We start from the raw sequence: 8,749 nt of genomic DNA, 5'->3' as shown, positions 1-8,749 counted from the left end.
AGTGGTCTGAGCCGTTAGTTCGTCGGGGGGTCATGCCGCCTCGCTGCTTTGATCGATCAGTTTGAGTTGGCGGTGGAGGTCCCGGCGGGTGTATTTCCAGGCGAAGGGTTCGGCGGTGCGGTTGTAGCGTTCGGCGAAGGTGTGCAACCGGTTCTCGACTGAGGTGAGGTCGGGAAAGTCATTGGGCGTGAGGACTTTGCGTTGGACGATGGAAAAGTAGATCTCGACTTGGTTGAGCCATGATGCGTGCACCGGGGTGTGCACCATGACCGCGTTCGGGTATCGGGCGGTGAGGCGGTCGATCGATGCTTGTCCGCGGTGCGAGGAGCCGTTGTCGACGACCCAAAACACCCGGTCGGCGGACGCGTACGGTTCGCTCGTCATGACCTGATCGACGAGGGCGGTGAACTCGGTGATGCCGGTGCTTTGCTCGCAGCGGCCGAAGACCCGTGCGGTGTGGACGTCGTAGGCAGCGAGGTAGGTGAGCGCGCCGCGGCGGCGGTAGTCGTGGCTGACGCGCATCGGGCGACCTGGTGCGGCGGCGGTGGTGCGGTGGCAGCGGTCGCGGGCTTGGATCGACGGCTTTTCATCGGCCGAGATCACAAACTCGTTGCTGCCCAACGGTTTGCCTGCGTAGCGGCGTGCGTACAGGTCGAGAACGACAGATGCTCTCATCTCGAAGTTCGGGTCGCGGGCGGCGATCCAGGAGCGATGCTGCCACGGTTTGAGCGCATCCTCGTCCAGCCACCGGCGCACCGTCGACACCGAGACGGTCATGCCGTCGCGTGCGAGTTGGGCGGCGAGTTCCGGGGTGGACCACCGTGCGATCGGAATATCGTGATCGGCCGGGATCTGACACGCCCACGCTTTCACTGCAGCGATGTCAGCGGGGGTGTAGATCGGTGGCCGGCCCGACCGTGGTGCGTCGGCGAGGGCATCGATACCGTGATGGTGGAACCGGCTGCGCCACTTACGGACCGTGTCGGGATGAACGTCGAGTTCGATGGCGATACTTGCGTTGGTGCAGCCGTCCGCGGCGAGCAGCACGATCAGAGACCGCAGCACTGTCTTCTGCGGTGTCGACCCACACCTCACCCATGTTTCGAGAACCTGACGGTCGCTGGTGGACAGGACGATCACGCAGGCCGAGGGTCGAGCGGTTTTGTCACTCATGCCTCAAAAGGACACCTGAGTCACACCTGTCTCGGGCCGCGGCACGCCGATGATCCGCGAAATGTTGGGTGGACCACACGGATCGGGCACGATCGGATGCGTGCCGACACCACCGGAATCGACGAAAAGCTCACTGCGCCTCAAGCTCAGCGGCCACGCCCGAACGAGGTGGCCGCAACTCGCGCGAGTCAACGTCCGATTTCGTGGCGCGTTCGCCTACGTCGACGGTGTACTACCGGACGAGTCGGTCCTGGTGTTGATGCGGCTGCGATACAACGGCTCCGCTAGCAGATGGGGCTTCGCGATCCACCTCGCGTCCAAGGGCAAGTACGAAGATTCGCTGCTGCCTACAGGCGACTTCACCGGCAGCCCTGAAGACGCACTCGACACCGCATGCGGGCTCTACCTCGGCGACCCGACAGCCTGGCAAATACCCCCGACGAACTAACGGCTCAGACCACTAAGTCGCCAGGCGATCGGCAGCGACCTGTTTCATCGCAGCGAAGGTCGAGCGATCGACGTCCGCCGCCTCGTTGCCGTCGAGGATGTCGCTCAGTCGCCGAAAGTACTCTCGTTCGGCGATGCCGAACTCGACGAGGATGTCTTCGGCGGTCCCGCCGCCGTACGGATACCAGCGTCGGGCGAAGTCCAGAATTTCGAGATGCCCGGCCGGTAGGTCATTGCCTGTGATGGTCATACCTCAATTATCCAGCTGTCCAGAGAATTTCGCATCCTTGATCCCCTAAGTCTGGCCAAAGGGATTAAATAGATGAATGGGCCATGAACTGCGGATTAACGTGGTGTGAGCCTGGAGCAAGAACCCGCCACCGGTACTGTCATGTCCAGTTCGGTGAGCACCGAGCGCCGGGAATCGCCCAGAAACCGACGACCCCGGCCGCCAGAAACGAGGACGTGAGATGAGTACCGACACAGGCGCGGTGGTCGTGGGTATCGACGGATCAGAGGCTGCGCTCGGCGCAGCGCGCTGGGCCGCGGACTTCGCCGCCAAGAGCGGCTCACCCCTGCAGTTGCTGCATGCAATCCCACGACTCGAGTGGTACTTCGCCAATGCCATGGTGTTCAGTCCGGACGCGCTCGCCGATGAACTCGCCACCGACGGCGACAAAAAACTCGACGTGGCCGAAGCCGAGATCCGCGCCTCCCATCCCGAGTTGCCGGTCACGAGACGGATTGTCAACGAGGCGGCCGCCAAGGCATTCGCGGTGGCATCGGACACGGCCCGGCTCATCGTCATCGGGTCTCACTGGTCCAGCGCTGCAAGTGACCTCATCCTCGGCGGTCACGTCATCCGTATCGTCAACCAGGCCACGTGCCCGGTGTTGGTCTGGCGAGAGACGGAAGCGACGCGGACGGGTAAACCCCTCCCCGTCGTCGTCGGTGTCGACGAGTCCGACAACTCGCTGCGAGCCCTGCGTGCCGCGTTCGCCACCGCTGAAGTTCTCGGTGCGCCACTGACCGTCGCCCACATGTGGGAGACCGGAGCGGCCGTCGGCCTCGGCTACGGCGAAGGTCCGGTCGACTGGAACCTCCTGCATCTGCTGCAATCGACGCAGGAAGAGAAGCTCAACGAAATCGTTGCGCCGCTGCGCAAGGAATTCCCCGGCGCGCACGTCCACAAGGTCTACACCGACGTCGGACCGGCCAAGGGCCTCAAGGATCTGTCGAAAGAAGCCCAGCTGGTGGTCGTCGGCAGCAAGGGCCACGGCAAACTGTCCGGCGCCATACTCGGCTCGGTGAGCCAGAGCCTGATCCACCACGCGGAGTGCTCAGTCCTGGTGACGCCCTGAGGTGAGCGGTCTGGTCGACCGCCTCGAGCACCACCAGGTCGCGATCTATCTGATCGCCATCGCCGCGGGCGGCGCAGTGGGCTGGGCGGCAACCGATCTCGGCCCTGTTCTCGAGCATGCGATCAACCCGCTGCTCGGGGCGCTGTTGTACGTCACGTTTCTCCAGGTGCCGATCGCCGACCTGGGTAAAGCGCTGCGCGACACCCGGTTCCTGTCGGCGCTGCTGGTGATCAACTTTGTGGTCGTGCCCCTGGTGGTGGCGGTGATGTTCACGATGTTGCCTGCGCAGCAAGCCGTGCAGATCGGCGTGCTGCTGGTACTGCTGTGCCCCTGCGTCGATTACGTCATCGTGTTCTCGGGGCTGGCCGGGGGCAGCAGTACCCGCCTGATCGCGGCCACCCCACTGTTGCTGGTGGCCCAGATGGCGCTGCTCCCACTGTTTTTATGGCTCTTCCTCGGTTCCGAGCTGGCCAAGATCGTCGAGTTCCGGCCCTTCGTGGTGGCGTTCGTCGTTCTCATAGTGGTCCCATTGGCTCTGGCCTGGGCCACCCAATGGTGGGCGGCGCTCAGACCTGCCGGCGCGCGTGTCACCGAGGCGGTGAACACCACCATGGTCCCGCTGATGGCGGCGGTGCTGTTCGTGGTGGTTGCCTCCCAGGTGCCCGCGCTCGACGGAAACCTCTCCGATGTCGCGTCCGTCGTGCCTTTCTACGTTGCCTTCCTGGTCATGATGGCGCTCCTCGGAACAGCACTTGCAGCCGCGTTCCGCCTCGACACCGGGCGCGGGCGAGCGCTCGTCTTCAGTGGTGCCACGCGCAACTCACTGGTGGTGCTGCCATTGGCATTGGCCCTGCCTGCCGGATTCGAGGTCGCGGCGATCGTCGTGGTCACCCAGACGCTGGTCGAGGTGATCGGCATGGTCATCTACGTGCGCGTCATCCCGCGACTGGTCGCCTGAGCACGAGAGCTCTACGCGTGCTCGCCGCCCTCGCGACGCCGGACTGAGGTAGCGCGCTACCCGTGTGCCGCAACCCCTGCGCCGGGCAGGGTCTGTCGTATGGACTCGAAGCCCAGTCGCGGCGCGAAGCTCAAGGAATGGATCCGCCGGTACCTGCCCTGTGAAATTGCCGGAACGATAGGAGAATTCGGGGGCGCCGGTCTGGTGTATTGGACCACCGGATCTCTGGCCGCAGCTGCTTTGGCCGGGACGATCGGCGCGTCCATCGGCTACTACGCCATCGCCTTCGGTACGGCCGCCCGGCGCTATCACCACGCCGATTCGCGGCGCAGCGGTCCGCTCCGTGGGGTGGTCGCGGCGCTGCTCGCCCTGCGTAGTCTGCTGGTCGAGTTCGGGCCCGCAGAGGCGGTGGACTCGCTCGCTGTCCGACCGTTCGCCTTCTACGTCGGTCCGCTGCTGCTGGGCAGCACCATGGCCGGCTGGATTGCCGCAAAGTTTTTCGCCGACATCATCTTCTACCTCTGCACCATCGTCAGCTACGAGCGATTCGGTTCGCTCATAGCCAGGAAACAGACCATCCCCGAGGAGGCACACGATGGATCCATTGATTCGATCACGGTTGCGTGAAGAACTGCGCGACGTAGCCGCGACACACCACTGGGACGACCTGCTACGTCAGCACGGCACCCCGCTGCTGATACTCGACCCCGCCCGCGCCGCCACGCGGTATCGCCTCCTGCAGGCACATCTGCCGGATGTCGACCTGCACTACGCGATCAAGTCCATGCCCCACCCCGCGGTGATCAACGCGGTGGCCACCTGCGGCGGATCCTTCGACGTCGCCAGTGCCGGCGAAGTCGATCACGTTCGCTCCCTCGGTATTTCGATGTCGCGGTGCATCTACACCCATCCGGTGAAGAAGCCACACGACATCGAGCACGCCTATCAGGCGGGGATCCGCCGGTTCGTCGTCGACAATCCCGGCGAGGCCCACAAGTTCCGGGGCCGTCCACCCGACATCGAGATCCTGGTACGCCTCGCCTTCGCCAACCCCGATGCCAAGTCCGACCTGTCGGTGAAGTTCGGTGTCGACGTCTCGGAGGCGGAGCAGCTGGTCAAGGACGTCCTCGCCACCGGCGTCCGCTTCATTGGCTTCAGCTTTCACGTCGGCAGCCAAAGCGCATCAATACAGCCGTTCCGGACCGCGCTCGCGGCAACCTCGGACATCATCGACCAGGTCGAAGCTGCTGTGGGCGTACGGGTTCAGGTACTCGACATCGGCGGTGGCTTCCCGGTGACATACCGCGATCCGATGCCGTCGATCGCCGAGGTGGGCGCGGTGGTGCGTGAGATCCTGGGGCCGAGGCCACGCCGACTGCGCATCCTCGCCGAACCCGGACGGTTCATTTCAGCGGCGTGCGGCACCCTGCTGACCAGTGTGGTCGGGACTGCGATCAGGAACGGGGCAACCTGGCACTACCTCGACGACGGCCTGTACGGCAGCTACTCCAACGTCCTGACCGAACATGTCCATCCACCGCTGCTGGCCCTGGGTGAGATCACCGGTTCGGCCACCGTCGCCGAACCCGTCGTCCTCGCCGGACCCACCTGCGACAGTGTGGACGTCATCGCTCGGGACTACCCGATGCCGGTGCTCCGGGTCGGCGACGTGGTGGTCAGTCCGATGATGGGCGCCTACACCACGGTCACGGCCAGCGGATTCAACGGGATCAACCCGACACCGGTCGTCGTCGTCTGACTCGCCGCAAACTGTTCTCGGATCCTCAACCTGACGCGGGTATCGGTGCCGCGACGTACGGTGGAGTGCAGAAACACACACACTGTGAGGCGTGATGACATTTCCATTCGAGGACTCGGAACCGATCGGCGAAACCGAGGAACTGCGCAAGCAGTCGGCCGTCTACGAAGCCGGCGAACACGGCCATGAGATCAATCGCGGCCACGCGCTCGGTGGAACCGAGGGTTCCACCGACGGGCAGTAGCCGTCGGTGGGCGTTCAGTCCGTCGGCCGCACCCTGGTGTTCTCCGAAGAGTTCGATGACCCCGACCTCGATCTAAATGTCTGGCTACCTCACTACCTGCCTGCCTGGAGTTCCCGAGCGACGACCGCAGCGACGTACTCCCTCTCGGATTCATGCCTGCACCTGAGCATCCCCCGCGAGCAAAGCCTGTGGCCGGCCGAGCAGCACAGCCCACTTCGGGTCTCGGCCGTCCAGTCCGGCAACGGCTCCGGTCCGGTCGGCGGAACACTCGGCCAGCAGCCACCACACGCCGGTGCCGTTGTTCGCGAAGAACAACCCGCGTTCGCCGGCTGGACACCGTCGGGCGGCTACCTCGAGACCCGCATGCGTGCGACCATCTCGCCGCGATCGATGTTCGCCTGGTGGATGGTCGGCCTCGAAGACATCCCGGCTCGCAGCGGCGAGATCTGCGTCGCCGAGATCTTCGGCGACACCGTCACTGCGCGGCCATCGGCGGCCATCGGTACCGGGCTACACCCTTTCCGGGACCCGGATCTGATCGACGACTTCGAGGCGCTGGCGGTACCCATCGACGTCACCGAGTTCCATACCTACGCGGTGGACTGGACGCCCGACGCCACAGCCTTCTACGTCGACGACGAACTCGTTCGACGCTGCCCGGATCCACCGACCTACCCGATGCAGATGATGTTTGCTGTCTTCGACTTTCCCGATCGGTCCGACGGCAACGATGACCACCTCGTCCCCGAGCTGGTCATCGACTACGTGCGCGGCTACGCCTGACGAGTCGGTCGTAGCAGCGCCAACGACCGCAGCGCGATACCGCCGACGATCGCAGTCGCCACCCCGAAGAGCAGCCAGATCCAAGCGATCTCGCCCGGAGGATGCGTCAACGCCAACCAGTGGATCCCATACGTCGCGGCCGCAGCAGCCGTGAAGGTGAAGGACCAGAAGCCAAGGGAAAAGCGCACTCTGCGGTACCGCGGCAACAACAGCAGCTGACTGCCGATGAGCAGTACTGCGATACCCAGCAATGCGATCTGAATACGGTCGTCGGAGCTGTCCGGTGCCGTGATCGCAAACCAGGCGTTGCCCCCGACCACGGGTGGGGCTGCGAAGATCGCCATCGTGGGCACCAGCGCATCCGGTAGCGGCGCGAAGAAGGCGTGCCTCGCCACGAGAGCAGCGCCGACGAGGAACCAGGCCAAGACCGCTGCGCCGAACACCCCGATAGCGGTGTTCGGTGCACCGATGGTCGCCAGCGACTGTGCACCGACGAATCCGGCCGCGACGATCGGCAGAAGGTGACCCGAGTGCAGGTCTTCTATCGAACCCATCCCGAGCAGTACGTTGTGGATGAAGCCGAGCGCCAGCACCACCGCGACGACGAAGCCGGCGATCACCACACCGCGTCCAACTGCTGGAGCTTCAGCAAACAGCCGGTCTCCCAGCAACATTGCGGTTGCCGGTGCCAGCGCGACAAATGGGCCGGTGACGGGGTACCGGAAGTGTTCCACGTAGTGGACCGGGTTCCCCGCACGAGCGCAGAAGCGGACGACGTTGATCACGAAGACGACGGTGGTGATGATCCACAGCCCGTCGGCCGCACCCACCGGCAGCCCGGTGTGCGCGGCGGTGATCGTCCACGTACCAGACAGACCCGCGAGTCCGAATCCCACCCCGAAGATGCCGGGGGACAACCCCTTCGGCTGAGATTTCGCCCCCGTCTCGCTCATCGCCGAACGCGGCTGCTCAGCGCTTCGACGATGGCCGCGGCGGCATCCGGCCGGGCATTGGCGAAGCCGGTACCCGCCCAGTGGTTGGTCGCGTGGGCGTCACCCGCCTGCACTGCGGCGCGGCGCAACGGTCCGGTGAGATAGTGGATCTGCGGGTACGCCAAGGGCGCGGTCTGATCGTGGTTCTCCATGAACCGGTTCTTGAGACCTCGGGCGTAGCGCCCCGAGAATGCCTTGGTGACAGCGGTTTCGGTGAACTGTGCATCCTGCAGCGCTGCCCGCGACACCGGATTCGTGCCGGCCTCGTCGCTCAGCAGCAGCGCCGTTCCCACCTGTGCCGCCACCGCCCCGAGACCCACGACCCGCTCGACCTCTTCGGGGGTGCCGATCCCACCTGCCGCAACCACCACGGCGGCGCGCTCGAGAACTGCCGCGAGCAGAGCTTCGAGCGAGTCTGTCGCCGGCTGCGCCAGCGGATCGAACGTGCCGCGGTGCCCTCCGGCGCCCGGACCCTGCGCCACGAACGCATCGACCCCACGGGCCTTCGCGATCTCGGTTTCGGCCTCCGTGGTGACCGTTGCCACGGTCGTGATCCCCGCGGCTCGCAGCCGGGCGATGTCGTCGGCACTCGCGCAGCCGAAGGTGAAGGAGACGACCTCGGGTTTGAGGTCGAGCAGCACCTCGACCTTCGCCGGGTAGTCGTCGTCGGTGTAGCGGGGCTCGCCGAGTTCGACCTCGAATTGCGACGCCAGTTCCGCGAGCTCCTCGGCGTACTCCGCGATCTCCGCCGGCTTTCCGGTGTCGAACTGCGGCACAAAGAGATTGACCCCGAGTGGACCGGTGGTCAGGTTCCGCGCGGTGTCGATGTCCGCGGCCAGTTTTTCTGCTCCCAGCAATGCGCCCGCCAGAAAGCCGAGTCCGCCGGCTCCACTGACCGCAGCGGCCAGCGCCGGAGTGCTCGGACCGCCTGCCATCGGTGCGCCGACGATCGGGGCGTCGAGCCCGCGTAGGTCGAACATGGTCACCACCCGCCTCCTCCATCTTGTCCTGAGGCGACGGTAGCCTTCTCGC

At 65.2% G+C, this 8,749-nt stretch carries 11 protein-coding genes; 7 read left to right on the top strand and 4 right to left on the bottom strand.

Going from position 1 to position 8,749, the window contains the following annotated elements; all coding sequences use genetic code 11:
* Positions 1-30 precede the first annotated feature (30 nt).
* Entirely contained in the window at positions 31-1,173 is a 1,143-nt protein-coding gene (locus tag BFL43_RS14110) for an IS630 family transposase (RefSeq protein ID WP_084889713.1), read from the bottom strand.
* Between the two features lie 100 nt (positions 1,174-1,273).
* On the opposite strand from BFL43_RS14110, the gene BFL43_RS14105 reads away from it, so the two are divergent.
* Complete coding sequence (locus BFL43_RS14105; RefSeq protein WP_084889720.1) at positions 1,274-1,621, top strand: hypothetical protein; 348 nt, start codon at positions 1,274-1,276, stop codon at positions 1,619-1,621.
* Between the two features lie 12 nt (positions 1,622-1,633).
* Here the strand turns inward: BFL43_RS14105 and BFL43_RS14100 are convergent, their stop codons facing one another.
* The gene (locus BFL43_RS14100) at positions 1,634-1,870 is read right to left on the bottom strand and encodes a DUF3263 domain-containing protein (protein WP_084893149.1); all 237 of its coding nucleotides are present in this window, start codon (positions 1,868-1,870) and stop codon (positions 1,634-1,636) included.
* 220 nt (positions 1,871-2,090) lie between these two features.
* Here BFL43_RS14100 and BFL43_RS14095 point away from each other — a divergent pair, with 220 nt between their 5' ends.
* From BFL43_RS14095 to BFL43_RS14075, 6 genes are all read left to right on the top strand, one after another.
* Positions 2,091-2,981: a universal stress protein gene (locus tag BFL43_RS14095; RefSeq protein ID WP_084893148.1), complete on the top strand. Its 891-nt coding sequence runs from the start codon at positions 2,091-2,093 to the stop codon at positions 2,979-2,981.
* A gap of 1 nt (position 2,982) precedes the next feature.
* Positions 2,983-3,939 (top strand): bile acid:sodium symporter, encoded by a 957-nt coding sequence (locus BFL43_RS14090; RefSeq protein WP_084893147.1) that lies wholly within the window; start codon positions 2,983-2,985, stop codon positions 3,937-3,939.
* Positions 3,940-4,038: 99 nt separating this feature from the next.
* Entirely contained in the window at positions 4,039-4,566 is a 528-nt protein-coding gene (locus BFL43_RS14085) for a hypothetical protein (protein ID WP_084893146.1), read from the top strand.
* The gene (locus tag BFL43_RS14080; RefSeq protein ID WP_084893145.1) at positions 4,535-5,698 is read left to right on the top strand and encodes a type III PLP-dependent enzyme; all 1,164 of its coding nucleotides are present in this window, start codon (positions 4,535-4,537) and stop codon (positions 5,696-5,698) included. Before BFL43_RS14085 ends, BFL43_RS14080 begins: the two co-directional genes overlap by 32 nt.
* 91 nt (positions 5,699-5,789) lie before the next feature.
* Positions 5,790-5,942, top strand: coding sequence for a hypothetical protein (locus BFL43_RS28980; RefSeq protein WP_168176634.1), 153 nt, complete (start codon positions 5,790-5,792; stop codon positions 5,940-5,942).
* Positions 5,943-5,948: 6 nt separating this feature from the next.
* On the top strand, positions 5,949-6,725 hold the full coding sequence (locus tag BFL43_RS14075) for a glycoside hydrolase family 16 protein (protein WP_206186666.1): 777 nt from the start codon (positions 5,949-5,951) through the stop codon (positions 6,723-6,725).
* Here BFL43_RS14075 and BFL43_RS14070 read toward each other — a convergent pair.
* Together BFL43_RS14070 and BFL43_RS14065 are read right to left on the bottom strand one after the other, a co-directional pair.
* The gene (locus BFL43_RS14070) at positions 6,716-7,678 is read right to left on the bottom strand and encodes a hypothetical protein (RefSeq protein WP_084893144.1); all 963 of its coding nucleotides are present in this window, start codon (positions 7,676-7,678) and stop codon (positions 6,716-6,718) included. The two genes, BFL43_RS14075 and BFL43_RS14070, sit on opposite strands and share 10 nt — an antisense overlap.
* Entirely contained in the window at positions 7,675-8,703 is a 1,029-nt protein-coding gene (locus tag BFL43_RS14065) for a nitronate monooxygenase (protein WP_143695316.1), read from the bottom strand. The genes BFL43_RS14070 and BFL43_RS14065 overlap by 4 nt, the downstream gene beginning before the upstream one ends.
* Positions 8,704-8,749: the final 46 nt, after the last annotated feature.

Source organism: Williamsia sp. 1135 (genome assembly GCF_002095395.1).
Lineage (GTDB): Bacteria > Actinomycetota > Actinomycetes > Mycobacteriales > Mycobacteriaceae > Williamsia.
This window is presented reverse-complemented; position numbering and strand designations above follow the sequence as displayed.

What these genes read in the sequence shown, in the direction of transcription:
- BFL43_RS14110 (WP_084889713.1), bottom strand. Translation starts at nt 1,173, where the DNA reads ATGAGTGACAAAACCGCTCGACCCTCGGCCTGCGTGATCGTCCTGTCC.
- BFL43_RS14100 (WP_084893149.1), bottom strand. Translation starts at nt 1,870, where the DNA reads ATGACCATCACAGGCAATGACCTACCGGCCGGGCATCTCGAAATTCTG.
- BFL43_RS14095 (WP_084893148.1), top strand. Translation starts at nt 2,091, where the DNA reads ATGAGTACCGACACAGGCGCGGTGGTCGTGGGTATCGACGGATCAGAG.
- BFL43_RS14085 (WP_084893146.1), top strand. Translation starts at nt 4,039, where the DNA reads ATGGACTCGAAGCCCAGTCGCGGCGCGAAGCTCAAGGAATGGATCCGC.
- BFL43_RS14080 (WP_084893145.1), top strand. Translation starts at nt 4,535, where the DNA reads ATGGATCCATTGATTCGATCACGGTTGCGTGAAGAACTGCGCGACGTA.
- BFL43_RS14070 (WP_084893144.1), bottom strand. Translation starts at nt 7,678, where the DNA reads ATGAGCGAGACGGGGGCGAAATCTCAGCCGAAGGGGTTGTCCCCCGGC.